24 protein-coding genes are annotated in these 24,018 nt (G+C 46.0%); 5 read left to right on the forward strand and 19 right to left on the reverse strand.

Annotated elements, in window-relative coordinates; translation table 11 throughout:
• Positions 1–37: 37 nt before the first annotated feature.
• Both KUA46_RS06150 and hrpB read left to right on the forward strand, forming a co-directional pair.
• On the forward strand, positions 38–811 hold the full coding sequence (locus tag KUA46_RS06150) for a hypothetical protein (protein ID WP_006846455.1): 774 nt from the start codon (positions 38–40) through the stop codon (positions 809–811).
• Positions 812–842: 31 nt separating this feature from the next.
• Positions 843–3,419, forward strand: coding sequence for an ATP-dependent helicase HrpB (gene hrpB / locus KUA46_RS06155; RefSeq protein WP_153137460.1), 2,577 nt, complete (start codon positions 843–845; stop codon positions 3,417–3,419).
• Between the two features lie 208 nt (positions 3,420–3,627).
• Here the strand turns inward: hrpB and KUA46_RS06160 are convergent, their stop codons facing one another.
• From KUA46_RS06160 to KUA46_RS06205, 10 genes are all read right to left on the reverse strand, one after another.
• Positions 3,628–3,786 carry a DUF4295 domain-containing protein gene (locus KUA46_RS06160; RefSeq protein WP_006849046.1) on the reverse strand — a complete coding sequence of 53 codons (159 nt, stop codon included), beginning with the start codon at positions 3,784–3,786 and terminating at the stop codon, positions 3,628–3,630.
• Positions 3,787–3,829: 43 nt separating this feature from the next.
• Positions 3,830–4,018: a 50S ribosomal protein L33 gene (gene rpmG, locus KUA46_RS06165; RefSeq protein ID WP_006849045.1), complete on the reverse strand. Its 189-nt coding sequence runs from the start codon at positions 4,016–4,018 to the stop codon at positions 3,830–3,832.
• Between the two features lie 5 nt (positions 4,019–4,023).
• A complete protein-coding gene (rpmB, locus tag KUA46_RS06170; protein WP_006849044.1) occupies positions 4,024–4,287 on the reverse strand; it encodes a 50S ribosomal protein L28 in 264 nt (87 codons plus the stop codon).
• A gap of 147 nt (positions 4,288–4,434) precedes the next feature.
• Positions 4,435–4,947: a CinA family protein gene (locus KUA46_RS06175; protein ID WP_118152562.1), complete on the reverse strand. Its 513-nt coding sequence runs from the start codon at positions 4,945–4,947 to the stop codon at positions 4,435–4,437.
• A 13-nt stretch (positions 4,948–4,960) separates the two neighbouring features.
• Positions 4,961–5,986: a tRNA (adenosine(37)-N6)-threonylcarbamoyltransferase complex transferase subunit TsaD gene (gene tsaD / locus KUA46_RS06180; protein WP_006849042.1), complete on the reverse strand. Its 1,026-nt coding sequence runs from the start codon at positions 5,984–5,986 to the stop codon at positions 4,961–4,963.
• Positions 5,987–6,002: 16 nt separating this feature from the next.
• Positions 6,003–6,863, reverse strand: coding sequence for a type I methionyl aminopeptidase (map, locus tag KUA46_RS06185; protein WP_006849041.1), 861 nt, complete (start codon positions 6,861–6,863; stop codon positions 6,003–6,005).
• Between the two features lie 108 nt (positions 6,864–6,971).
• Positions 6,972–7,592: an HAD-IA family hydrolase gene (locus tag KUA46_RS06190; RefSeq protein WP_153091250.1), complete on the reverse strand. Its 621-nt coding sequence runs from the start codon at positions 7,590–7,592 to the stop codon at positions 6,972–6,974.
• Between the two features lie 36 nt (positions 7,593–7,628).
• Entirely contained in the window at positions 7,629–10,412 is a 2,784-nt protein-coding gene (metH, locus tag KUA46_RS06195) for a methionine synthase (RefSeq protein ID WP_218487112.1), read from the reverse strand.
• Positions 10,413–10,415: 3 nt separating this feature from the next.
• Positions 10,416–10,895, reverse strand: a complete 480-nt coding sequence (smpB, locus tag KUA46_RS06200; protein ID WP_006849038.1) for an SsrA-binding protein SmpB — start codon at positions 10,893–10,895, stop codon at positions 10,416–10,418.
• 23 nt (positions 10,896–10,918) lie between these two features.
• Positions 10,919–11,428, reverse strand: coding sequence for a DMP19 family protein (locus tag KUA46_RS06205; protein WP_022121815.1), 510 nt, complete (start codon positions 11,426–11,428; stop codon positions 10,919–10,921).
• A gap of 241 nt (positions 11,429–11,669) precedes the next feature.
• On the opposite strand from KUA46_RS06205, the gene KUA46_RS06210 reads away from it, so the two are divergent.
• Together KUA46_RS06210 and KUA46_RS06215 are read left to right on the forward strand one after the other, a co-directional pair.
• A complete protein-coding gene (locus KUA46_RS06210) occupies positions 11,670–12,371 on the forward strand; it encodes an iron-sulfur cluster assembly scaffold protein (protein ID WP_006849036.1) in 702 nt (233 codons plus the stop codon).
• 15 nt (positions 12,372–12,386) lie between these two features.
• Entirely contained in the window at positions 12,387–13,400 is a 1,014-nt protein-coding gene (locus KUA46_RS06215; RefSeq protein WP_022121816.1) for a GGGtGRT protein, read from the forward strand.
• Between the two features lie 192 nt (positions 13,401–13,592).
• On the opposite strand, the gene KUA46_RS06220 is transcribed toward KUA46_RS06215, so the two are convergent.
• The 5 genes from KUA46_RS06220 to KUA46_RS06240 form a co-directional block, all read right to left on the reverse strand.
• Positions 13,593–15,077 (reverse strand): hypothetical protein, encoded by a 1,485-nt coding sequence (locus KUA46_RS06220; protein WP_153091246.1) that lies wholly within the window; start codon positions 15,075–15,077, stop codon positions 13,593–13,595.
• 90 nt (positions 15,078–15,167) lie between these two features.
• Positions 15,168–15,698, reverse strand: coding sequence for a 30S ribosomal protein S16 (locus KUA46_RS06225; protein ID WP_022121818.1), 531 nt, complete (start codon positions 15,696–15,698; stop codon positions 15,168–15,170).
• A gap of 139 nt (positions 15,699–15,837) precedes the next feature.
• Positions 15,838–16,305, reverse strand: a complete 468-nt coding sequence (locus KUA46_RS06230) for a DUF4293 domain-containing protein (protein ID WP_218487113.1) — start codon at positions 16,303–16,305, stop codon at positions 15,838–15,840.
• A gap of 14 nt (positions 16,306–16,319) precedes the next feature.
• Positions 16,320–16,670 carry a DNA-directed RNA polymerase subunit omega gene (locus KUA46_RS06235; protein ID WP_006849031.1) on the reverse strand — a complete coding sequence of 117 codons (351 nt, stop codon included), beginning with the start codon at positions 16,668–16,670 and terminating at the stop codon, positions 16,320–16,322.
• A 55-nt stretch (positions 16,671–16,725) separates the two neighbouring features.
• Positions 16,726–17,592, reverse strand: coding sequence for an outer membrane protein assembly factor BamD (locus KUA46_RS06240; RefSeq protein ID WP_118253384.1), 867 nt, complete (start codon positions 17,590–17,592; stop codon positions 16,726–16,728).
• A gap of 158 nt (positions 17,593–17,750) precedes the next feature.
• On the opposite strand from KUA46_RS06240, the gene uvrB reads away from it, so the two are divergent.
• The gene (uvrB, locus tag KUA46_RS06245) at positions 17,751–19,796 is read left to right on the forward strand and encodes an excinuclease ABC subunit UvrB (RefSeq protein ID WP_218487114.1); all 2,046 of its coding nucleotides are present in this window, start codon (positions 17,751–17,753) and stop codon (positions 19,794–19,796) included.
• Between the two features lie 101 nt (positions 19,797–19,897).
• On the opposite strand, the gene KUA46_RS06250 is transcribed toward uvrB, so the two are convergent.
• The 4 genes from KUA46_RS06250 to serC all read right to left on the reverse strand — a co-directional run bounded on the left by KUA46_RS06250 (position 19,898) and on the right by serC (position 23,948).
• Positions 19,898–20,485 carry an IMPACT family protein gene (locus KUA46_RS06250; RefSeq protein WP_006849028.1) on the reverse strand — a complete coding sequence of 196 codons (588 nt, stop codon included), beginning with the start codon at positions 20,483–20,485 and terminating at the stop codon, positions 19,898–19,900.
• On the reverse strand, positions 20,485–21,819 hold the full coding sequence (locus tag KUA46_RS06255; protein ID WP_218487115.1) for a DUF1015 domain-containing protein: 1,335 nt from the start codon (positions 21,817–21,819) through the stop codon (positions 20,485–20,487). The genes KUA46_RS06250 and KUA46_RS06255 overlap by 1 nt, the downstream gene beginning before the upstream one ends.
• A gap of 127 nt (positions 21,820–21,946) precedes the next feature.
• Positions 21,947–22,864, reverse strand: coding sequence for an NAD(P)-dependent oxidoreductase (locus KUA46_RS06260; RefSeq protein WP_006849026.1), 918 nt, complete (start codon positions 22,862–22,864; stop codon positions 21,947–21,949).
• A 13-nt stretch (positions 22,865–22,877) separates the two neighbouring features.
• Complete coding sequence (serC, locus tag KUA46_RS06265; RefSeq protein WP_117727969.1) at positions 22,878–23,948, reverse strand: 3-phosphoserine/phosphohydroxythreonine transaminase; 1,071 nt, start codon at positions 23,946–23,948, stop codon at positions 22,878–22,880.
• Between the last annotated feature and the right edge of the window lie 70 nt (positions 23,949–24,018).

Genomic DNA, 24,018 nt, shown 5'->3' on the forward strand with positions numbered 1-24,018 from the left:
ATCAGAATAATAACAGTTAAAAATAACCGACAGAACGATGAAAGTATATTTGTTCATTTCCAACCATAAGAAGTTGCTGAAGATGTATCTTCCATACATCGAAGCCTTGAATAAGCAGCTCGACATCACCAACAGCCTGGTTGATGCCGACATTGTGTTGATTATAGGAGCATGGACATGGCAGGGAGCCCAGATAGCCAAGAAAGCAAAGCAGATGGACATTCCCTACATCGTTTGTCCACTAGGTGATATTTCTGAGAGAAACTGCAAGAACCCTTACTTGAAGCGTTCACTGCAACAGTCTATGTATCAGAAAGCCATGTACGCCAAAGCCAACCTCATAGTAGCTACTACCCCTATGGAGAAAAACTATCTGGAAAAGAAAGGTTGGAACAAGCGCATCGCCCTGATTCGCTATGCAGGCTACAGTCATCTTACCAACACTGAAGCCATGATGCAAAACTGGCAGGAGACGGATGAGGAGACGCTGGCAGTCTTCGAGCAGCAAAAGGCAGAAGCCATCGCTGCCCAAACCAAACAGGCAATCATCGCACAGATTATGCAGATAAAAAGCCGCATGCCGCATCAGAATATTCCGCAAAAATATCTTGACGATTTACACACTCTCCTCTATGCTGATGATTATGATGAGGATGCTATCAAGCAAGAACTGGCAGAGAAGAAACTCTCTTCCTATGCCGCCTCCGTTTTCCAGACCATGACAGATAAAACAGGACTCACAGAAGGCTTCATGCCGATTCCTGCCAAAAAGGGCAGAAAGAGTAAAGAGATTCTGAAATTTGTGAAATAAAAGAAATCTGAAGTTTGTGAAATAAGAAGAAATGAACTTAGATAGAATAGAACAGCAGGCTGGTCATCTGCCAGCTTACCAGATAGCCGACTCTGTCAATGAAGCATTGATGGAGTCGGCTAACCTTGTTATTACAGCTCCTCCTGGAGCCGGTAAATCTACCCTCCTCCCGCTCACCATTCTGCGGGGCATGAGTGATCAGGCATTGGAAGGCTTCATCCATAATCATCTTAAAAGTCAGGGTAAGATTCTGATGCTCGAACCGCGCCGCCTGGCTGCTCGCCAGATAGCCGAACGGATGGCACAGATTCTGGGAGAACCCGTGGGCAAAACCATCGGCTATCGGGTAAGATTCGAAAGCAAGGTTTCGGATGAAACACGCATCGAAGTCCTTACCGAGGGCATTCTCACCCGAATGCTGGTCAATGATGCTACACTCGAAGGCATTTCGTGCCTTATCTTTGATGAGTTTCATGAGCGCAGCATCAACTCCGACTTGGCGTTAGCACTGGCCCGGCAAACACAGGAAATCATCCGCCCCGACCTGAAGCTCATCATCATGTCGGCAACCATCGATGCTTCCAGTATCTGTCAAGCACTCCAGGCTCCGCTTATCGAGAGTGAAGGCAGAATGTTTCCGATAGAAACCATTTATGCAGACCACGACATCGACAGATATCAGGTAGCGCAGGAAATGGCAGCCACTATCTGTCAGGCTTTCAGAAACCAGGAAGGTGACATTCTTGCCTTTCTGCCGGGACAGGGAGAAATCATGATATGCGAAGAACTGCTTCGCTCTGCCTTATCTTCAACGGAAATCTATCCACTCTACGGCAACCTCTCGCCAGAAAAGCAGCGGCTCGCAATCGCTCCTTCCAAACCGGGTGAACGAAAAATCGTACTGGCCACTCCTATCGCCGAAACATCTCTCACCATCGAAGGAGTAAGAATCGTTGTGGATTCCGGACTCTGCCGAAAACTGGTTTATGATGCCCGTACAGGCTTGAGCCATCTCGAAACCGTTCGTATCAGTCAGGACATGGCTACGCAACGAAGGGGGCGTGCGGGCAGAATAACATCAGGCGTATGTTACCGGCTTTGGACACAGACCTCGGAACATCTGATGCCAGAACAACGGCTGCCCGAAATACTGGATGCAGATCTCTCTTCGCTGGTTCTCGACATTGCAGCTTTCGGCGAAAACAAACCGGAACTGCTGCCTTGGCTCACCCTTCCTCCCAAGGGCAACCTCGTATTGGCACAGCAACTTCTTATGTCGCTCAACGCCCTCACTCCTGATCATGATGCTCACGCTCTCAGTGGCAGCATCACCGCAGAAGGCAGCAGAATGGCTCAACTTCCTTGTCATCCGCGCATTGCCAAGATGATGATCAGCAGCGATTCTCCGGCGAGCCAAGCCCTGGCCTGCGACATTGCTGCTCTGCTGGAAGAGAAAGACCCGATGGGCGAAAATGAGGATTCAGACATGACGCTCCGCCTTTCTATCCTACGTTCCGCACGCTGCAAGAAGAATCTGGGACGTTGGAACCGTATCGCTCAGATTGCCCAGGAATACAGGAAGATGCTGCGTATCAGGGAAGACAACGAGCCAATTGATGCTGAGGAAGTGGGCCATCTCATCGCCCTAGCCTACCCTGAGCGCATCGCCCATGCCACCGACCATGCGGGCAACTTCAAGATGTCGAATGGCAACACGATTTTCATCGACCCGTGCGACAGCATGGCAGCAAACGAATGGCTTGCCATCGCATCACTCAACCTCGCTTCAACCTCATCATCCAGTTCTAGGCAGGGGCGGAAAGGAAGGGTATTTCTCTCAGCCCCCGTCAACTGGAAGAACTTGCCGGCACAAACCTGCGAGAATATTTCATGGGACAGCAAAGCGCTGGCAGTAAAGATGCAACAGGAAACACGGATAGGAGCACTCGTCATAGACAGCAAGCCGATACAGAATGCCAGCCGAGAGACTGTTTCTAATATTATCTGCGAAGCTGCCAGAAAAGACGGACTCAGCATGTTCGATTGGAACGAATCGGTTCATCGTCTGCAACAGCGCGTGGCGCAAGTAGCTGAATGGCATCCGGAACTGGAGATTCCCGACCTGTCAACAGAGCATCTCCTGACAACAGCCCGAGCGTGGCTCCCTTTCTATCTCGAAGAAGGTGGTAAGATGAAGACTTCTGTTACAGAGCTGAAGAAACTCAACCTGTGCGAAATCCTTTGGAACATCCTTCCTTATGAGCTTCAGCAGGAGATAGACCGCCTTGCTCCCACTCACATCCGTGTACCATCGGGCAGCAATATCCGCATCGATTATCGCTTGGGGGCCGAAGCCCCGGTTCTGAGTGTGCGGCTTCAGGAGTGTTTCGGAATGACATCAACTCCCACTGTCGATGCTGGCAGACAGCCTCTTCTGCTTGAGTTGTTATCTCCCGGTTTCAAGCCCGTTCAGCTTACTCAGGATCTCGCAAGTTTTTGGCAAGGCACTTATTTCGAAGTGCGCAAGGAACTGAAGCGCCGATACCCTAAGCATTTCTGGCCGGAGAATCCGTTAGAGAGCCAGGCCGTGAGAGGTGTCAAACGATGATAAGAAGAAGAAGCAAACGCTAAGAAGATTCGTAAGAGACGATGAAAGAAGCTTCAAGTAGTATTGTAAAAGGCCAAAAGCTGTTTTCTTGACCTTAGAAAAGAAAAAGAAGAAAAAAAGGTCGCTCCCCTATCTAGGTAGCGACCTTTATCTTTATATTTGAATTTTGATGTAATCTAAATTCAACGATGCATCATCTGCAAGGAAATTAATCCTTGAAGAAATCCTTAACAGCCTCGTTTGGTACCATCTTCTCATCGAAAACGTATGCACCAGTCTTAGGGCTCTTAACCATCTTGATAACCTTTGTATATGCGCGACCATCCATGTTACCTTCGTGGAGGGTAGCGACCGCTTTCTTTGCCATAGTCTATTTAAATTGATAAAATTATTAAACTTGTAAGCTAAGCTTACTTAATCTCCTTGTGAAGAGTCATCTTCTTAAGGATTGGGTTGTACTTCATCAACTCAAGACGCTCAGGAGTGTTCTTACGATTCTTTGTAGTCACGTAACGGCTTGTACCTGGCATACCACTGTTCTTGTGTTCAGTGCACTCGAGGATAACCTGTACTCTATTACCTTTTGCTTTCTTTGCCATGATATTTATTCTCCTATAACTTTAATGTCCTTCCAATCTACGTAGCCCTTCTTTACTGCCTGATTCAAAGCAGCATCGAGACCTACCTTATTAATAAGACGAAGACCAGCAGCACTGATCTTGAGGCTGATCCAGCAACCCTCTTCTACATAGTAGAATTTCTTGCTGAAGAGGTTAACATCAAAGCTTCTCTTTGTACGGTGCTTTGAGTGAGACACATTGCAACCTAACTGTGCCTTCTTACCTGTAATTTGACAAATCTTAGACATTTCTATCTTTAATTTTGTAATTCGTTAATTGATACCTATTCCAAACAGAGTGCAAAATTACAAAATAATTTGGTAATAACAAAATAATCCCTAAAAGAACGCTGTCTTTTAAGGATTATTAATATTTGATAGCCTTAAATTAGCAATTTAAGCCTCTTTTTTAAGTTCTTCAGCATGTTCTTTCAAGAATTCGAGCATGCCTTTAAGCGCTGTATTTGTGGCAATTGCAAGGTTGATGTCGCGTCCGAAATCTTCGGTGAGTTTTACCACGCGAACATCGTTCTTATCGCCATAACCTACATAGATTGTGCCCACAGGAATGGCTGGAGTTCCACCCGTTGGACCAGCCACACCCGTTGCTGAAATGGCGAAGTCTACATTCAGGGTCTTGATTGTGCCGAGCACCATCTCCCTAGCCACTTCTTCGCAAACGGCAGTCTGCTCCTCCAGAACCTCATGGCTCACGCCCAAAAGATTCTCCTTTACCTCGTTGGTGTAGCTTATTACACCACCCTTGAAGTAATTGCTGGCACCTGGCACAGAAATCAGCGCCTCGGCGATACGACCGCCTGTGCAGCTCTCTGCTGTGCCTACTGTCTTGTCACTATTGTAGAGCATCTCCTGGATGCCCTTGCTCAATATCTTTGTTTCAAATTCCATCTTGTTTTGTTAATTACTTAAATGTTACTTTACTATAGGCTGGCAAGTCGATGGTTGCAAACTCGCCATCACGATACTTGAAGGTTCCCACGCAGCCTATCATCGCCGCATTGTCGGTAGTATAGCTGAACTTTGGGATGTAGATAGTCCAGCCGAAGCGCTTGGCATGGTCGTGGAAAGCGTTGCGCAAACCATTATTGGCGCTCACACCTCCAGCTACAGCCACATGCTTGATACCGGTCTGCTTGACAGCCATGCGGAGTTTCTTCATCAGAATATCAACGATGGTAAACTCTATGCTGGCAGCCAGATCGTACTTGTTCTTTTCAACAAAATCAGGATCAGCAGCCACCCATTTGCGCAGGCTGTAGAGGAAACTTGTCTTGAAGCCTGAGAAACTGTAGTTCAAACCCGGAATATGAGGCTCAGAGAAACTGAATGCCTTCGGATTGCCCTGGCGTGCATACTTATCTACGACAGGACCACCAGGATAGCCCCACTCCAGTACCTTGGCACACTTGTCAATAGCCTCGCCAGCCGCATCATCAATGGTCTGGCCCAGCACTTCCATATCGTTGTAGGCATTCACCTTTACAATCTGCGAATTTCCACCGCTCACGAGAAGACAGATGAACGGGAATGGAGGTGCACTCTGGTCATCATCGCTTTCCTTGATGAAATGAGCCATCACATGACCCTGCAGATGGTTTACATCTATCATCGGAATATTGAGCGAACGGGCGAATCCCTTGGCAAAACTTACACCCACGAGAAGCGAACCCATCAGACCCGGACCACGGGTGAAGGCTACGGCAGAAAGATCTTCCTTCTTGATGCCGGCACGCGCGATGGCCTGGTCAACGACAGGAACCACATTCTGCTGGTGGGCACGGGAAGCCAACTCCGGAACAACACCGCCATAAGCCTTGTGAACCTCCTGAGAGGCGGTTACATTGCTCAGCAGCACACCATTCTTGAGCACTGCAGCAGAGGTATCGTCGCAGCTGCTCTCTATACCTAATATATATATATCCTTCATTTCTTAACATTTAACATTAATAAGTCAAAACCTCCACACCTGTCTCTGTCATCACAAGCGTGTGTTCCCACTGCGCAGATGGCTTCTCATCACCGGTGATTACTTCCCAACCGTACGGATCATCGGCATCGAGGAAAACCTGCCAGGTGCCCATGTTGATCATTGGCTCGATGGTGAATACCATGCCCGGAACGAGCAGCATGCCCGTGCCTCTATGACCATAGTGAAGAACCTCAGGCTCTTCATGGAACTGGCAACCTACGCCATGACCGCAAAGATCGCGAACCACACCATAACCATACTTCTTGCAATGCTTCTCGATAGCATGACCGATATCACCTACGAACGAGTATGGCTTGGCAACCTCCATACCGATTTCCAGGCATTCCTTGGCTACGCGAACCAGCTGCTCCTTTTCAGGAGTAGTCTTGCCGCCAACGATGAACATACGGCTGGCGTCAGCGTAATAGCCATCTACGATGGTTGTCATGTCCACATTGATGATATCACCCTCTTCGAGCACATCCTCTTCCTTAGGAATACCATGGCAAACCACCTCGTTGATAGAGGTACAAACGCTCTTAGGATAGCCTTCGTAATTGAGACACGCAGGAATGGCATTATGATCCTTGCAATACTGCATGCAGAGATCATCAATCTCCTGGGTGTTGATTCCCGGACGGATCATCTCGGCTACCGCATCAAGACAACCGGTGTTTACGACACCACTCTTGCGGATGCCTTCTATCTGTTCTGGAGTTTTAATCAAGTCACGGGTAGGAACAAGTTTACCCTTGTTTTCCCAAAACATTACCTGCTTGTCGAGCTCTGTAAGAGGCTGACCTGGCAAGCAATGCCATCTTTTCTTCTTAATCATTGTATTATGTATTTAATATTTGCGACTGCAAAAGTACATTTTTTATTGCAGAGCACAAAATAAAATGGCAATTATTTGCATTTTAGTGCAAATAATCACCACAAATAATTACTTCAAATGCTCGTAAATCTTATCGCACCAGTCTTCGCCATTCTGTGGACAATAAGTAAACAGTCCCAGTTCAGAGGCTGCACAGCAGTTACGGGGACCATCATCAATAAACAGGCACTCCTCTGGCATAATCTGCTCCTGAGAAAGGACATAACGGAAGAAATTCTCATCCGGCTTCATATACTTTACTTCATAAGAACGATACATCGCATCGAAATAATCGCCGATAGGATGACCATCGCCGGAGAACGCCTCGCTGTCTACCCAGGCTGATACATAAGGGTTGGTATTGCTGAGCAAGATTACACGGTAGCCCTGCTTCTTAAGATTGCGGAGAGTAACCAGATTGCGTTCTGGAATTTCCTTCATGTAGCCCAGCCAGCAATGCTGCAGTTCCTCGAAGGTTACCTCGCGGCCAATCTTCTTGCACACTTCCCGACGGTATTCCTCCTCGGAAATCTTGCCCTCTTCCAGCTGGCCGTTTAAGCCAACCTGTTTATAAGGGTCCATCTTCTCCGCAAACTCCTTCATACCCAACTCAATGAAACGTTTGCCTGCCTCATTCTCGTCGAGGGTGATGATGACACCACCCATATCAAAAATCACAGTTTTAATCATATAATTATCCTAAAAACGTTGTATTCTTTAATCTTGTCAGAACAGCTCCAGCTTGTTCTTTCTTGCCTCTGAGAGCGAGGCTATCTTAGCCTGCTCTTCATGATAGTTCTGGCGAAGTTTCTCGTAGCGTTCCTTCAGTTCCGCCTCAAACTTAGGACATTCAGCCTCGTTGAGGAAGCGGGCACAGATTCCGGCATTGAGCGATGCGTCCTTCACCCAGATGACCGGTCCGTCATATTCAGGCGCAATCTTCAGAGCCACATGCAGTTCGCTCGTCGTTGCCCCACCCACCATGATAGGAATGCGCAAACCAGCTTTCTGCATTTCCCGGGCCACATGAACCATTTCTTCAAGCGAAGGAGTGATAAGTCCGCTCAAACCGATTGCATCTACCTTTTCATCGATAGCTTTCTGTACAATCTGTTCGGCTGGAACCATCACACCTAAGTCGATGATTTCGTAATTGTTACATGACATAACCACGCAGACGATGTTCTTTCCGATATCATGAACATCGCCCTTCACGGTTGCCATCAGAATCTTGCCGGCAGTTGTTGCTCCACCCTGTTTTTCTGCCTCGATATGAGGCTGAAGGATAGAAACTGCCGATTTCATCGTGCGAGCCGTCTTGACAACCTGCGGCAAGAACATTTCGCCTTTTCCAAAAAGTTCGCCTACCAGGTTCATGCCGTCCATCAGAGGACCCTCAATTACGTTTACTGCATGAGGATATTTGGCAAGTGCTTCGTCAATATCCTGCTGCAGGAAATCGGTGATTCCCTTTCTCAGCGCATACTTCAGACGTTCTTCCACACTCTCCTTTCGCCATTCAGGAGCAGCCGGTTTCTTGGGAGCAACACCGCCTGCCTTAGCTGCAGCCTTGGCAGCATCAGCCTGGGCTTTTATCTCTGCCGCAAGCTCGATGAGTTCATCAGCTGCACCTTTTCTCCTATTCAGCACCACATCCTCGATGAGCTGAAGCTGTTCTTCAGGAATTTTATTGTAATCCATTCTGGCTTTGGCATTTACAATACCAAAATCCATACCTACCTGCTGGGCATGATGCAGGAAAACACAATGGATAGCCTCACGGATGTAAGTATTGCCACGGAATGAGAACGAGAGGTTACTGACACCTCCGCTGACATGTGCACCAGGCAGATTCTGATGAATCCACTCCGTTGCACGGATGAACTCAACGGCATAATTATCATGCTCCTCCATACCGGTAGCTATGGCAAGTACGTTCGGGTCGAAGATGATATCGAGCGGATTCATGCCCAACTTGTCTACCAGAAGATGATAAGCACGTTCTGCTATCTCGATGCGGCGCTCGAAAGTGGTAGCCTGTCCTACCTCATCAAAACACATCACAACAACGGCTGCACCATAGCGCAACACATCGCGGGCATGAGAAAGGAATACTTCCTCACCCTCCTTCAAACTGATGGAATTGACAATACACTTGCCCTGGCAGCACTTCAAGCCAGCCACGATGACGTCCCATTTGGAAGAGTCGATCATCACCGGAACCTTCGCAATGTCTGGTTCGGCTGCTATCATATTCAGGAAATTAACCATCTCGGCTTTCGCATCGAGCAAACCATCGTCCATATTCACGTCAACGACAGCCGCTCCATCAGCCACTTGCTTTCTGGCAATACCGATGGCTTCTTCATAATTCTTTTCGTTAATCAAACGCAGGAACTTCCTGCTACCAGCTACGTTACAGCGTTCGCCCACGTTGACGAACCGGCTGGCGTCAACCGGCAAATGTACGGAATCATCGACCTGCAGAAGGTCTAATCCCGAGAGCCACATATACTTAGGTTTCTCCACCACTTGATGCGGCTTCTTACCCTCAGCGATACGGGCGTAATGCGCGATAAATTCAGGACTAGTACCGCAGCATCCGCCTATGATGTTCACGATGCCTTCATCGATGAATTCGGCTATTTGCGGAGCCATCGATTCGGCTGTTTCGTCATATTCGCCCATTTCGTTAGGCAAACCGGCATTAGGATGCGCACTAATATAATAAGGTGCAACCTGAGCCATGTGCTCGATGAAAGGTTTCATCTGAGGAGCACCAAAGGCGCAGTTCATGCCGACAGAGAAGATAGGATAAGGAGAAAGCGAAGCAAGGAAAGCATCTACGGTCTGACCGCTGAGCGTTCTGCCCGCCAGATCACTCACCGTAAGACTGATCATAACAGGCAACTCTACTCCATGTTTCTTCATCATGGTGAGCGCTGCATCTATCATCGCCTTGCAGTTGAGTGTATCAAAGATGGTTTCGATGAGAATCACGTCAGCACCTCCTTCGATAAGTCCGTCCACCTGTTCGCATACATCGGTGAAAAGCTCATCGTAGGTAATCTCGCGGGCGGCAGGATTGCTGACGTCCGGACTCATGGAGCAAGTCTTGTTGGTTGGTCCCACATCTCCTGCAACGAAGCGTGGTTTATCAGGTGTAGAAAACTTATCGCATTCGATACGTGCCAGTCGGGCACCCTCGAATGCCATTTCGCGGGCGCAGTTCTCCAGGTGATAATCAGCCTGCGAAATGCGCTGGCAGGAAAAAGTATTCGCGGTAATAATATCGGCGCCAGCCTCCAGGTAGCGTCGGTAAATATCAGATATCACATCAGGACGAGTAATGTTGAGCATATCGTTGTTGCCTTTCATCATACCCGGCAAATCGCGGAACCGCTCTCCTCTGAAGTCTTCTTCTGTAAGATGATACTTCTGAATCTCAGTACCCATGGCACCATCGAGAATCAGAATCTTCTCCTTCACAATCTCTCTTAAATTCTTCATTGCCTAAAAGTGCTTGATTGCTCTATCCATCTCCCTTCTGTCTTCCTTTTCTTTCAGAGTCTGGCGCTTGTCATACTCCTTCTTTCCCTTACAGAGGGCAATATCCACCTTGGCTCTACCGTGATTATCGATAAAGATGAGGGTTGGAACAATGGTGAAACCAGGCTGCTTGCTGTCCTCTTCAAGACGGCGCAATTCGCGCTTGGTGAGAAGAAGCTTGCGGTCGCGGCGAGCCTCATGATTGCTGAAAGAGCCATAGAAATAAGGAGAGATGTTCATTCCCTTGACCCAAAGTTCGCCCTGATAGAAATCGCAATAACAATCTACCAGCGAAGCCTTTCCGCCACGGATTGACTTAATCTCTGTTCCCGTAAGCACAATGCCTGCGGTATAAGTATCAACGAAGAAGTACTCGAACGAAGCCTTCTTGTTGCGTATCTGTATCGGACTCTTCTTACGGAGTTCCTGTTCTTGCTTGTTCATATATATAATAATGTATTATAAGTTTATAGTTTGACAATTTCGCAGAAATTGTCGATATGATCATCGATGTAGAAGGCAACCTTGCTGGTCCACTCTTCTTCGTTCTCAACGAACTCATCGTCAAAATCATCAAACTCAGGAAATTTCTCGTAGAGCGCCATAAACTCCTCATCGGTCAGATCGCGCTCAATCTCCTCATGGTTTGTTTTATACAGGAAATGACTCTTCTTGATGAGTTTGGCGAGTTCTGTCAATCCCCAGTTTTTAAACGCCTTGTCGGTAGGGTTCTTCCAGAGGAAAGCACCGTAACCGTTATGTATGAGCTGAACCATTCCGCCATCCATCATCTCCTCATGCAGGATATCCCAAGCCAGAAGAGTAATCTGGTCGCTGTTGAGCTGCGCCATGGTTTCGGCAGTCAGTTCACCACCAATCGCTTCGCGGATAGCGTCCACGAAAGCCTTTACAAATTCATCCATGCCCGCCTCGGCAGCATGCTGAAGCTTGGCATCGTTTATCTTTACTTCGATCATAATCTACAAAATTGCAATTTTCAGTTTGCAAAGATACATGAAATTGTGCATAAACCCAAGAAAAAATCTAAATATTAGGTTAAAGAGTTAAAAAGAATACCCATTTTTAGGTATTTTCCGGATTTTTTTTGTACTTTTGTGCTCGGAATTGAGGTGATGGCACCGATGTTTCAGCAAAACAATATGAATTAAGTACAGAACTTTATACTTATAATATTCATTAATATAAAATTTAGCGAATATGATCTATTCTAAAGAAGTAGACAACATGTGCGTTGTCGCTAAGGGTCCTAACCACGGACCAGCTCCAATTCCTGAAGAGGGAAAATGGATTCAGGCAAAAGAGATCAAAGACATCTCTGGTTATACTCACGGTGTGGGTTGGTGTGCTCCTCAGCAGGGTGCTTGCAAGCTCTCTTTGAACATCAAGGAAGGCGTTATTCAGGAGGCTCTTGTTGAGACTATCGGTTGTACTGGTATGACTCACTCAGCTGCTATGGCTTCTGAGATTCTCCCAGGCAAGACTATTCTTGAGGCTTTGAACACTGACCTCGTATGCGATGCTATCAATACAGCTATGCGCGAGCTCTTCCTCCAGATTGTTTACGGTCGTAGCCAGAGCGCTTTCTCTGAGGGCGGTCTCGTTATCGGTGCAGGTCTTGAGGACTTGGGTAAGGGTCTTCGTTCACAGACTGGTACTCTCTATGGTACTGTAGCTAAGGGTACACGTTACCTCGAGCTGACAGAGGGTTACATCACAAAGCAGTTCCTCGATAAGGACAGCCAGGTTTGTGGTTATGAGTATGTTCACCTCGGCAAGATGATGGAAGCTATCAAGAACGGTATGGACGCTAACGAGGCTGTCAAGAAGTTCACAGGTAGCTACGGTCGTACAACTGCTGAGCAGGGTGTTGTTAAAGCTATTGATCCACGTAAAGAATAATAAGGAGATACAGATATGATTAGAAAAGTAAGTTACGAAAGTCAGGAACGTCGCGAGAAGCAGGTTCTTGCTGCTCTTAATGCTAACGGTATCAAGAGCTTGGAAGAGGCTAATCAAATCTGCGAGGACGCAGGTGTTGACCCTTATCAGATGTGTGAAGATACTCAGCGTATCTGCTTCGAGAACGCTAAGTGGGCGTATGTAGCTGGTGCTGCTATCGCTATCAAGAAAGGTGTTAAGACTGCTGCTGATGCAGCTGAGGCTATCGGTATCGGTTTGCAGGCTTTCTGCATCCCAGGTTCTGTAGCTGACGACCGTAAGGTTGGTCTTGGTCACGGTAACTTGGCTGCTCGTTTGCTCCGTGAGGAGACTCAGTGCTTCGCTTTCTTGGCTGGTCACGAGTCTTTCGCTGCTGCTGAGGGTGCTATCAAGATTGCTGAGATGGCAAACAAGGTTCGCAAGAACCCATTGCGCGTTATCTTGAACGGTCTTGGTAAGGATGCTGCTCAGATCATCAGCCGCATCAACGGTTTCACATACGTACAGACAAAGTTCGACTACTATACAGGTGAGTTGAAGGTTGTTAACCGCATCGCTTACAGCGACGGTCCACGTGCTAAGGTTAACTGCTATGGCGCTGACGACGTTCGCGAGGGTGTTGCTATCAACTGGAGCGAGGATGTAGACGTATCAATCACTGGTAACTCTACCAACCCTACACGTTTCCAGCACCCAGTAGCTGGTACATACAAGAAGGAGCGTATTGCTGCTGGTAAGCCATACTTCTCTGTAGCTTCTGGTGGTGGTACAGGTCGTACTTTGCACCCAGATAACATGGCTGCAGGTCCTGCTTCTTACGGTATGACTGATACTATGGGTCGTATGCACTCAGACGCTCAGTTCGCAGGTTCTTCTTCAGTTCCTGCTCACGTAGAGATGATGGGCTTCCTCGGTATGGGTAACAACCCTATGGTAGGTGCTACTGTTGCTATCGCTGTAGCTATCGACCTCGCTATCAACAAGAAGTAATTTCTTTGAGATACAAAACATATAAAAGCCTTGAGAATCAACTGATTCTCAAGGCTTTTTCTTATTTATCCTACTGGAATAATCCTATATCCTACTGGAATAAAAAAATATCTCCGAGAGATATTCTTTTATCTTTCGGAGATATACTTCTATCTTTCGGAAAAAATAATTTATCCTACAGTATTTCTATTCTTATCTAACAAGTTTTCGAATTTTCCTAAAACTAAACGATGTGCTCATAAGTGCAATGATTACGCCAATCAGCCAGTAAAGCCAATCACGATAACAGATCATGAAAACCAGGAACAACACCAGAAGCAGAATCAGAAGTTGAAAAATACTGAATCTGAAACCAAGAGCGGATAACCGATAACCGTAAACGGCTCTGCTGAAAGCCAATACAGCTAAGGTCTCTATGGCATAAGCCACAGCAATGCCTCCCCCTACTCCTCTCAATCCATCTAACTGATAACCAGCTATTTCACAGATTATCAGCAAGATAACACAAAAACTTTCCTGAATGAGAAAAAGTCTGGAATCGCCTCTTGACAGCGGGAGATATTCTATTGGAAGATAAACCGCCTTGAACAACATGGCAACAGCAGCAAGCTGAGTCATCTGGAGCATCCCCATAAACTGGGCATTGTATAAAATCGGAATAATGAGAGGTAGACCTAAAATGATAGCTGCAACGATAGGCCCCAACAACAGGACATTCATCTCAAGCTGGCGGTTTACACAGAGATTGCGTTCTTTTACAGACTCCTCGTTTTTTCTGGAACCCGAAATGCCGGAGAGACGGGGATAAAAATCCTGATCCATGACCGAGAACACCATTCCCGCATAAACAAAGACAATCGTTATACCGGCATTGAAAAGTCCGACAACTTCCAGATCGCCTTGTTGGTTCAAAAAGGCACGAATCAGAAATTCGCATCCGCTATTCATCAAACCCGAAAGTACAAATGCCCCGCCAAGTCGCAAAAGTGGGAAACCTGCAACTAGCGTCATTTTTCGCATATTTACGCCCCACCTTACAACTCGTCGGGAATATCGAAAATTCAGAGCCCATTGCATAAATGCCAAAATGAACAGAACGGGCAGAATACCTCCCTCACCAAATATCCAATAAACCGGAACCGAAACCAAAAGCAGAAGAATAGCCAGAAGACTTGCCTGCATCGCCAACGCACGCAACTGTCCGGTAGCTTTCAGAATGGCTGTTTCACCTCCAGCCAGAATCGTGAAGAAAATGGTTGGTGCCAGGAGAATGAAATGTAGCGTATGATTGCCCCAGGAAAAAGTAAACCCATTGAGTAACGGCCCCAGAAGAACACAGACGATGGCTCCGAAAAATGCAGCAAGCAGACTATAGGTGCGGACAAGAAGAACCGCCCCGGCGATATCAGCCTTTTCGGACTGCGATTCATCTGCAGCATGTTCCTTTTCAGAAATAAATTTAACACCACTTGTAGGAATGCCGAAATTACACGCAGAACTGAGAACAGAAATCGTTGAGCTGAAAAGAGACAGCAGTCCCATTCCAGAAGGTCCGAGGAAGAGCGCCGTAAATTTATTACGCAAAACTCCTACAAGAATTCCCAATCCTTGCACACTGCCAAACAATCCTGTATATTTCAGAATATGCGAATAACTGTTTTCCTTTTTATCACCCATAATCAAAAGAAACAAAAAAAAGGTTGGATTTCCCGAAAGAGAAATTCAACCTTTATACTTTAAAATCTCAAAAGAAGATTCTGTCGAAGATTAAGCCTCAGCTGGAGCCTCCTCTGCAGGAGCTTCCTCAGCAGCCTTAGCCTCTGCCTCAGCAGCAGCTGCAGCAGCCTTCTTATCAGCTACCTTCTTAGCGATTGCCTCGTTCATCTTCTTCTCAGCCTCGAGCTCCTTAGCAGCAGCTTCCTTCTTTGCCTTAGCATCGCCCTCGCGAACAGCAGAAATCTTAGCGTCCTTGCTATTCTTCCAAGCGTCGAAACGCTTCTGAGCCTCAGCATCGTCGAATGCGCCCTTCTTAACGCCACCCTTGAGGTGCTTCATCAAGTATACGCCCTCGCCCTTGAGGATGTTGCGAACTGTGTCTGTTGGCTGTGCACCAGTCTCTACCCAGTAGAGTGCGCGCTCGAAATTCAAATCTACAGTAGCTGGATTGGTGTTAGGGTTGAAAGTACCAATCTTCTCAGTAAATTTACCATCACGTGGTGCTCTAACGTCAGCGATTACGATGCTGTAGAAAGCATAGCTCTTACGACCGCCGCGCTGCAATCTGATTTTTGTTGCCATTTTTAAATCTTAATTTTAATTTAATTTATAATGAGGTTTGAATTTTATGCTGCCATCTCGTGACAGCGGGTGCAAAATTACTACTTTTATTTGAATTGAGCAAACTTTTATCGATATTCAAATGCTTTTTTAGCATTTTTTATCTGATTCGGTCTGCTGCTCTCAAGAGTTTGATGTCATCGTTCACACCTTTCATTGCCATCCATTCGAATATGATTGCTACCAAAGGAAGGCAAGCGGCAAATTGAAACTTCATCGTTCCTTCTGCTTCAGGAACAGGAATCAAGCCCATAAACATCACGATATAATCTACATACCATAAACCTGCAAAAAGCATGGCCAGAGTACAGAGTGATTTCTGAAGCTTCAGATTCTTGTACAAAAAGATGTTTACCAATGCTATGATGGCAGAAACGGCGAGCAGAAGGAACAGAGGAATGCAAGTAGTTGAAATCTGCATTCCTGCCTCCCCTACCACTCCGAGATTATAAACCATAGCGTCTCCTCCCATCGTCTTAGCTGCGATGCTGGCGATAGGAAGGAAAAGACAGATAGCAATGGCGATGACAGCAAAGAGCAGAAATAATGTCTGTTTACGCTGTATCATATAGCTCAGGAATATTAAATTTCGCTCTCGTGAACCATTGGTGCAGATGTCTTGGTAGGATCGCGCCAATAAATATTATTCTCAATAAACTCTTCTGTAGCGAGCAAAGTTGGCTTTGGCAACTTCTCGTAGTAGCGAGAGATTTCAATCTGTTCGCGGTTCTCAAAAACTTCCTCCAAAGAATCGTTATAAGAAGCAAACTCCTGAAGTTTCTTGCTCAACTCCTGCTTGATTTCGATAGAAATCTGATTAGCGCGCTTTGCAATGATAGCTACGCTCTCGTAGATATTATGGGTATCATCGCAGAGATCCATAATGTTGCGAGTTACTGTGTTTACTGGTGCCTTTGATTTTTTGAAATCCATAATTATAGTACTATTATTATTATATTGTTTTTACCTTATTATATATATGCTTTTTTTAATTGGCATTATTGCCAAGCTGGTCGAGAGCTGACTCCGGATGCTCTTTCTCGTACTGCTTGCACTTCTCGATATACTTCTCGGCAAGTGCACGGTCCTTTGAATCAGGATATTCGTTGATAAAGCCATAACACTCATCCTCAGCATCCTGATAGCGCTCCAGCTGCTTTTTCTCGACACTCATCTTTGCCAGTTCGTATTTACCTTTCATGATGAGCGATGCAAACTCCTCGCGTCGGTTGCTGTAAGGATAATCCTTAAGCGCATTCTGTGCAGTTACGATACAAGCCTCATAATTGTTGCCTCCGCTGGTACAGTTCCCGAAATAGGTACCCATATCAAAATAGAGCTTGGCACTCTTATACTCCTTCTCAACCAAGAGGTCCTGAAGAGCAAAAAGGCGGTTTGTAGCCTGCTGCTTGAGTCGGGCATCTGGATAAAGATCCAGGAACTCCTGGAAGGCTGCGATGGCGGTAATCGTGGTACTCTGGTCAAGACGAGGCTCTGGAGCATTCTGATACAGACTCTCTCCCACAAAGTACTTTGCATTTTCAGCAAACTTACCTTTAGGATAAGAAGAGTAATACTTCTTGAAATACTCTGCAGCAGTCTCATAATCCTTCATACCATACTCGGCCATAGCCAGCATGTACAAACATTCCTCACCCTCGGTAGAACCTTTCTTCATCGTTACCAGTTCCTGCAGAAGAGGAATGGCACGGGAATACTTGCCCTGGGCATAGCTCTGCTTGGCGTACTCATACTTATAAGTATAATCGCCTGATTTCAATACCTGGTTATATTCGTGGGCACAGCTCGACAAGAGCAATGCAACACACGATGCAATAAGAGTCAATTTTTTCATAATTCTCATTTTGAACTGCAAAGTTACTCATAATTTACTTATTATCAAAAGAAAAGATACATTTTTTCGTAAAAAATTAATCTTTATAACGATTAATGGCGTTTTTTTTGTAATTTTGCACCTTGAAACAGAACTTTTGAGAAGAAATCAGGAAGAAAATGGATTTTAAGATTACATCGAAATATAAGCCGACTGGCGACCAGCCGCAAGCCATCAGGCAACTCACAGAGGGGGTGCTTAAAGGAGACCCTGCACAGGTGTTGTTGGGTGTAACCGGCTCGGGTAAAACCTTTACGGTGGCAAACGTGATTGCCAACGTGGGGAAGCCTACGCTCATCTTGAGCCACAACAAGACTCTTGCCGCCCAACTGTATCAGGAGATGAAGGGTTTCTTCCCTGAGAACGCTGTAGAATATTATGTTTCATACTACGACTATTATCAGCCGGAAGCTTATCTGCCAACGACTGATACATATATAGAAAAAGACCTCGCCATCAATGATGAAATAGACAAGTTGCGACTCGGTGCTGTTTCTGCCCTTCTCTCGGGCAGAAAGGATGTCATCGTTGTCTCATCCGTATCGTGCATCTATGGTATGGGCGGACCTGTGGCGATGCAGGAGAACATCATCAAGATTCATCGCGGGCAGCGACTCGACAGAAATGAATTTCTGAGGAAACTCGTTGATGCACTTTACGTTAGAAATGACATAGAACTGCAACGTGGCAACTTTAGAGTGAAAGGCGAAACGGTTGACATCTTTATGGCTTACAGCGATCATGTTTTGCGCGTAACATGGTGGGACGATGAGATTGACAGTATCGAAGAAGTGGATTCGCTCACTTATCACCGCCTTGCCTCGTTCGAAGATTACGAGATTTATCCAGCCAACCTTTTCGTAACAACAAAAGAACAGCAGGAAAGTGCCATTCGCAGAATTCAGGACGACCTGGTTAAACAAGTAGAATTCTTCAAGAGTATTGGAGATGGAATCAAGGCACAGCGCATCAAGGAACGTGTAGAATATGATATGGAAATGATCAAGGAATTGGGCCACTGTTCGGGCATCGAGAACTATTCCCGCTATTTTGATGGCAGACACGAAGGCGAACGCCCGTATTGCCTGCTCGATTTCTTCCCTAAAGATTTCCTGCTTGTGGTTGACGAGAGCCATGTGAGCATCCCGCAGATTGGAGCCATGTATGGAGGCGACCGGGCACGAAAGAAAAACCTGGTAGAATATGGTTTCCGCTTGCCTGCAGCCTTCGATAACCGTCCGCTGAAATTCGAGGAATTTCACGATCTCATTCCGCAGGCCATCTATGTAAGCGCAACTCCAGCAGACTATGAATTGAGAGAAGCCGAAGGCGTGGTTGTAGAACAGTTGATTCGTCCTACAGGACTCCTGGACCCGGAAATCGAAGTCCGTCCAAGTGAGAATCAGATAGATGATCTTCTGGACGAAATATTAACAAGAACACACCGCAACGAGCGAGTTCTGATTACGACTCTTACAAAGCGCATGGCAGAAGAACTCACAGAGTTCCTGCTCAACCACAACGTAAAGGCTGCCTATATCCACAGTGATGTGGCAACCTTAGACCGAGTAAAGATTATGAACGATCTACGTGCTGGCGTCTACGATGTGCTGGTGGGCGTCAACCTGTTACGAGAAGGACTCGACTTGCCGGAAGTTTCGCTCGTAGCTATTCTCGATGCAGACAAGGAAGGCTTCCTTCGCAGTCACCGTTCTCTGACCCAGACGGCAGGCCGTGCTGCCCGAAACGTGAACGGCAAGGTAATCATGTATGCAGACAACATCACAGACAGCATGCAGAAAACGATAGATGAAACTGCCCGCCGCCGAAGCATCCAGTTGAAATACAATGCCGACCATGGCATTACTCCAAAACAGATTGTGAAAGCAATAACCTCAGCTCTGCCTACTAGCAAGGAAGAAGGAGCAAAGATTGTTCCGATGGGAGCCGAGGGTTCCAAGCCTCGCGTTTACGTGGAACCGGAAAGTGCAGCCTTCGTTGCCGACCCTATTGTTCGCAGTATGAGCAAGGAAGAATTGGAGAAGAGCATTGCCAATACTACGGCATTGATGAAGCAAGCTGCCAAAGACCTCGACTTCATGCAAGCTGCCCAATATCGCGATGAAATCATCCGATTGCAGAAGGAATTGGAAGAAAAGGGATAAATTCAAAAGAAATAACCATCAAAAAGAGGGTGTATCATAAATTAATGATTCACCCTCTTTTTGTTTACCCAGCAGTTATTCATCTGTCTGTCAGTTATCTGCTATTCAAACGACAGCTTTTTCAGACGGGAACGTAACTGCTCAGCCTCGCTCTTTCTGATAGAAAGTTTGATGCTGCAAGTATTATCGAAAGTCTGATCCAGGATACGCGGATTCATATCTTTGACTATCCTCATCACATCATTCATCATCGGATAAGTAAAATCATAGGTTACTATTTCCTCTATCTGTTGCGTAACCTCCTCACAATGAGCCAAAGCATCAATGGCAGCTTCACGATAAGCAACAATGAGTCCGCTGGTTCCCAATTTCACTCCTCCAAAATATCGGATGACGACAATTAAAATATCCGTCAATTCTGATTTCGTGATTTGGCCGAGGATTGGTTTTCCTGCCGTAGAAGAAGGTTCGCCATCATCATTGGCACGGAACTCTGTCCGTTCAGGACCTAGCATATATGCATAACAACAATGTCGGGCATCGTAATATTTCTTACGGTACCCGGCAACAATTTCCTTCACCTCGTCAACAGTTGTAACATGGTGAGCAAAGGCGAGAAACTTACTCCTTTTCTCGGTGTAATATCCCTCGCCTATCGTATCTGATATAGTCTTAAATTCGTCTATCATTAATCCAACTTGTGAATAATCAAACCGCTACGCAACTTAGGTTCAAACCATGTTGCCTTAGGTGGCATAATCTTACCACTGTCAGCGATGTCCATAATCTGCTGCATAGTAACCGGATGCAAAGCAAGTGCCATCTTCATCTCGCCGCTATCCACACGACGTTTCAACTCACCGAGACCGCGAAGACCGCCCACAAAATCGATGCGCTTATCAGAACGCAAATCCTTGATACCCAGAATTTCATCAAGAATCAGACGAGATGAAATATCCACATCAAGCACGCCGATTGGATCAGCATCATCATAGGTTCCCGGCTTGGCAAACAAACCATACCATTTACCATCCAGATACAGGAGGAAAGAATGGAGAGCTGCTGGTTTCAGAATATCCAAGCCAAACTGGCTAATAGCATCATCAATAGCCATCTTTTCATAGCAAGGTATGCCCTCTTCATCACCAGATACATTCACATTGATTGCATCAATATCTATCACCTCGAAGTTCTTTGTCAAAGCATCGAGGAACTGATCAGAAGTCAGGCCATTCAAATCCTTCACAACTCGGTTATAATCGAGAATGGTAAGCTGACTTGCCTGGAAACAAACTGCCATAAAGTAGTTATATTCCTCCTTACCTGTATGATTAGGATTCTGCTTAGCTTTTTCTGCACCTACCAGAGCTGCTGCTGCACTACGGTGATGACCGTCAGCAATATAAAGGCTAGGCATCTTGGCAAATTCCGCTGTAATTGTGGCAATATCCTGATCATCGCTTACAACCCAGAACTGATGACGGAAACCATCAATTGGAGCAATGAAATCATATTCCGGTGTTGTTGCTGCATAACGCATCAGAAGTCCGTTAAGCACCTCATTATCAGGATAAGCGAAAAATACTGGTTCGATATTGGCATTGCATACACGCACATGCTTCATACGATCTTCTTCCTTATCGCGGCGTGTCAGCTCATGTTTCTTGATGACACCCGTCATATAGTCGTTTACATACGCACCTACCACAAGACCATACTGAGTCTTGCCATTCATCGTCTGTGCATAGATATAATACTGTTCCTTATCATCCTGTTTTAACCAGCCATTCTCCTGGAACTTTCTGAAGTTCTCGGCAGCGCTTTCATACACTCGTGGATCGTACTCAGAAGTTCCTGGTTCGAAATTGATTTCAGGTTTAATAATATGATAAAGGCTCTTCTCGTTATCGCCTGCCTCGGCACGTGCTTCCTCAGAATTGAGAACATCGTAAGGACGAGACTCAACTTGCTCAACTAAATCTTTTGGGGGACGAATACCCTTAAATGGTTTAACTATAGCCATAATGTTTTATTGATTTTAATGAATAAAAGCCCACGAAGGGTAAGTATATCATGAAGTCTGTAAAGATAAAAGCCCATAAAGGGCACTAGTTAAAGCACCCTCTATGAGCTTTTTTATATCCTAATTTTTATTTATTTACTTGATATTTTGTGCAGCCATCAGCAAAGAACGCATTAATCTGCTTAGCTGCTGCAATACCGGCATTGATATTTGCTTCAGCTGTCTGTGCACCCATCTTCTTAGGAGTTGAGAAGTAGCGACCCTCGAACTTGGCAAAGTCTGCATCAGCATCAGGCTTGATATCAGTGATGAACTTCAAGTCCTCACGCTCAGCAAGAAGTTTCAGGAGCTCAGGCTCATTGATAACCTCCTTACGCGCTGTATTGATGAGGATGCCACCCTTAGGCAACTGGTTTACAGTCTTGTAGTCGATGCTCTTGATAGTCTCTGGAGTAGCAGGGATATGAAGAGAAACGATGTCACAAGTTTGGAACAACTCATCCTGTGACTTTACAGCATGCACACCGGCAGCCTCGATAACATCAGCTGGGCAGAATGCATCGTAAGCAGCTACTTCCATGCCGAATCCCTTGGCGATGCGAGCCACATTTCGACCTACATTACCAAAAGCAAGAATACCCAGTTTTTTACCCTTCAACTCGCTGCCAGCCTTGCCGTTGTAGAAATTACGTACAGTAAAGACCAACAAGCCGAATACCAACTCAGCTACTGCGTTAGAGTTCTGACCAGGAGTATTCTCAGCCACTACATTATGAGCAGTAGCAGCAGCAAGGTCAATGTTATCATAACCCGCACCGGCACGAACGATAATCTTCAGGTTCTTTGCTGCATCGAGCACCTCGGCATCAGCCTTGTCAGAACGGATAATCATCGCGTCCACATCCTTCACTGCATCGAGAAGCTGAGCCTTCTCTGTATATTTTTCGAGCAGCACCAATTCGTTGCCTGCTCCCTCTATTTCTTTCTTAATGCCGTCCACAGCAGCCGCTGCGAATGGCTTTTCTGTTGCAACTAATACTTTCATACAAATTCAAAAATTAATGTTGTGCTTCAAAATCCTGCATGGCCTTGACGAGTGCCTGAACACCCTCCATGGTCTGTGCATTGTAGCAGCTGGCACGGAAACCACCCACTGAGCGGTGACCCTTGATACCTACCATGCCACGCTCTGTAGCGAAGTCGAGGAATGGCTTCTCCAACTCCTTGTACTCATCGTTCATCACGAAGCAGATGTTCATCAAAGAACGGGATGCTTCTTCAACAGTACCCTTGAAGAGTTTGTTGCGGTCGATTTCAGCATAAAGAACTTCAGCACGTTCGTGAGCACGCTTATCAGCAGCCTCAACACCACCATTAGCCTTCAACCAGCGGAGATTCTCCATCAAGGTATAGATAGGAACAACAGGAGGAGTATTGAACATACTGCCCTTCTCAACGTGAGTACGATAATCGAGCATTGTAGGAAGCTCGCGAGGAGCCTTGCCGAGCATATCATCCTTTACGATGATAACGGTAACACCTGCCATAGAAAGATTCTTCTGAGCACCTGCATAGATGGCAGTATACTTAGAAACATCTACTGGACGGCTCATGATATCTGAAGACATATCAGAAATCAATGGTACGTTTACGTCTGGATCAACACGGAGTTCAGTACCATATATAGTATTGTTGCTTGTCAAATGCAAGTAATCACAATCGGCTGGTACAGTGTTAGGAACCTGTGGATAGAAAGTGAAATTGGCGTCGGACGATGATGCGATCTCCACGACCTCACCAAAATGCTTCGCCTCTTTCATTGCCTTCTTAGCCCAAGTGCCAGAATTAATGTAGGCAGCCTTCTTGATGAGGAAGTTTGCTGGAATCTGCATAAACTGCAATGACGCACCACCACCAAGGAAGATTACGGAATAACCCTCAGGAATGTCAAGAAGCTCCTTGAATAAGGAGACTGCCTCATCAACTACTGGCTGGAAATCCTTAGCACGGTGGCTGATTTCCATCAATGAAAGACCTGAACCATTAAAATCCAAAATCTGCTTTGCTGTGTTCTCAATCACTTCGCGTGGAAGCATTGATGGACCTGCGTTAAAATTGTACTTCTTCATCTTTGTATAATTATTTAAGTTTTATACGATATAATCCTGTTAGCAGGAAAAATTAGTGCACAATACACCC

It is taken from the genome of Segatella copri, assembly GCF_019249765.2.
GTDB lineage: Bacteria > Bacteroidota > Bacteroidia > Bacteroidales > Bacteroidaceae > Prevotella > Prevotella copri_K.

Coding starts and splice junctions, on each gene's coding strand:
- KUA46_RS06205 (WP_022121815.1), bottom strand. CDS start 11,428: ATGATCGAAGTAAAGATAAACGATGCCAAGCTTCAGCATGCTGCCGAG.
- rpmG (WP_006849045.1), bottom strand. CDS start 4,018: ATGGCAAAGAAAGCAAAAGGTAATAGAGTACAGGTTATCCTCGAGTGC.
- KUA46_RS06260 (WP_006849026.1), bottom strand. CDS start 22,864: ATGAAAGTATTAGTTGCAACAGAAAAGCCATTCGCAGCGGCTGCTGTG.
- KUA46_RS06220 (WP_153091246.1), bottom strand. CDS start 15,077: ATGGGTGATAAAAAGGAAAACAGTTATTCGCATATTCTGAAATATACA.
- serC (WP_117727969.1), bottom strand. CDS start 23,948: ATGAAGAAGTACAATTTTAACGCAGGTCCATCAATGCTTCCACGCGAA.
- KUA46_RS06230 (WP_218487113.1), bottom strand. CDS start 16,305: ATGATACAGCGTAAACAGACATTATTTCTGCTCTTTGCTGTCATCGCC.
- KUA46_RS06175 (WP_118152562.1), bottom strand. CDS start 4,947: ATGGAATTTGAAACAAAGATATTGAGCAAGGGCATCCAGGAGATGCTC.
- KUA46_RS06190 (WP_153091250.1), bottom strand. CDS start 7,592: ATGATTAAAACTGTGATTTTTGATATGGGTGGTGTCATCATCACCCTC.
- rpmB (WP_006849044.1), bottom strand. CDS start 4,287: ATGTCTAAGATTTGTCAAATTACAGGTAAGAAGGCACAGTTAGGTTGC.
- KUA46_RS06210 (WP_006849036.1), top strand. CDS start 11,670: ATGATCTATTCTAAAGAAGTAGACAACATGTGCGTTGTCGCTAAGGGT.
- KUA46_RS06215 (WP_022121816.1), top strand. CDS start 12,387: ATGATTAGAAAAGTAAGTTACGAAAGTCAGGAACGTCGCGAGAAGCAG.
- uvrB (WP_218487114.1), top strand. CDS start 17,751: ATGGATTTTAAGATTACATCGAAATATAAGCCGACTGGCGACCAGCCG.
- metH (WP_218487112.1), bottom strand. CDS start 10,412: ATGAAGAATTTAAGAGAGATTGTGAAGGAGAAGATTCTGATTCTCGAT.
- KUA46_RS06225 (WP_022121818.1), bottom strand. CDS start 15,698: ATGGCAACAAAAATCAGATTGCAGCGCGGCGGTCGTAAGAGCTATGCT.
- KUA46_RS06150 (WP_006846455.1), top strand. CDS start 38: ATGAAAGTATATTTGTTCATTTCCAACCATAAGAAGTTGCTGAAGATG.
- tsaD (WP_006849042.1), bottom strand. CDS start 5,986: ATGAAGGATATATATATATTAGGTATAGAGAGCAGCTGCGACGATACC.
- KUA46_RS06240 (WP_118253384.1), bottom strand. CDS start 17,592: ATGAAAAAATTGACTCTTATTGCATCGTGTGTTGCATTGCTCTTGTCG.
- hrpB (WP_153137460.1), top strand. CDS start 843: ATGAACTTAGATAGAATAGAACAGCAGGCTGGTCATCTGCCAGCTTAC.
- KUA46_RS06235 (WP_006849031.1), bottom strand. CDS start 16,670: ATGGATTTCAAAAAATCAAAGGCACCAGTAAACACAGTAACTCGCAAC.
- KUA46_RS06255 (WP_218487115.1), bottom strand. CDS start 21,819: ATGGCTATAGTTAAACCATTTAAGGGTATTCGTCCCCCAAAAGATTTA.
- map (WP_006849041.1), bottom strand. CDS start 6,863: ATGATTAAGAAGAAAAGATGGCATTGCTTGCCAGGTCAGCCTCTTACA.
- KUA46_RS06250 (WP_006849028.1), bottom strand. CDS start 20,485: ATGATAGACGAATTTAAGACTATATCAGATACGATAGGCGAGGGATAT.
- smpB (WP_006849038.1), bottom strand. CDS start 10,895: ATGAACAAGCAAGAACAGGAACTCCGTAAGAAGAGTCCGATACAGATA.
- KUA46_RS06160 (WP_006849046.1), bottom strand. CDS start 3,786: ATGGCAAAGAAAGCGGTCGCTACCCTCCACGAAGGTAACATGGATGGT.